Origin of the sequence: Bacillus sp. SIMBA_005 (assembly GCF_046535585.1) — a bacterium.
Taxonomy (GTDB): domain Bacteria; phylum Bacillota; class Bacilli; order Bacillales; family Bacillaceae; genus Bacillus; species Bacillus pumilus.
The window spans coordinates 1-276 of the sequence record NZ_JAWRWI010000320.1 but is presented as its reverse complement, the minus strand read 5'-3'; the positions used below and the strand labels follow the sequence as shown (position 1 = coordinate 276).

General features: G+C 33.0%; 1 protein-coding gene. It reads left to right on the top strand.

Annotated features, from left to right (window positions below; genetic code table 11):
• Positions 1-276 (top strand): EamA family transporter (locus tag SB660_RS20300; RefSeq protein WP_410584116.1); only part of this gene is annotated, 276 nt, incomplete at both ends.

Sequence of the window (276 nt, the reverse complement as noted above, 5' to 3'; positions counted from 1 at the left end):
CTTATTGTTAACAGGTAAAGATATTTTTAGCATATGGCAACAAAAATTTTGGAGTAGACAGCTATTAACCTTTGGTATTGTAGGAATGCTCGGTGTGCAATATGCTTTCGTTGGAGCGATAAATGAAAGTAATGCTGTATTAGCTACGTTACTACAATTTTTAGCGCCAATATTTGTTGTTGCTTATGTATCTCTTAGTTTAAAGAAATGGCCACCTAAATATCAAGTATTAGGTATTATAGGCACATTACTCGGTTTATTTCTACTACTAACGAA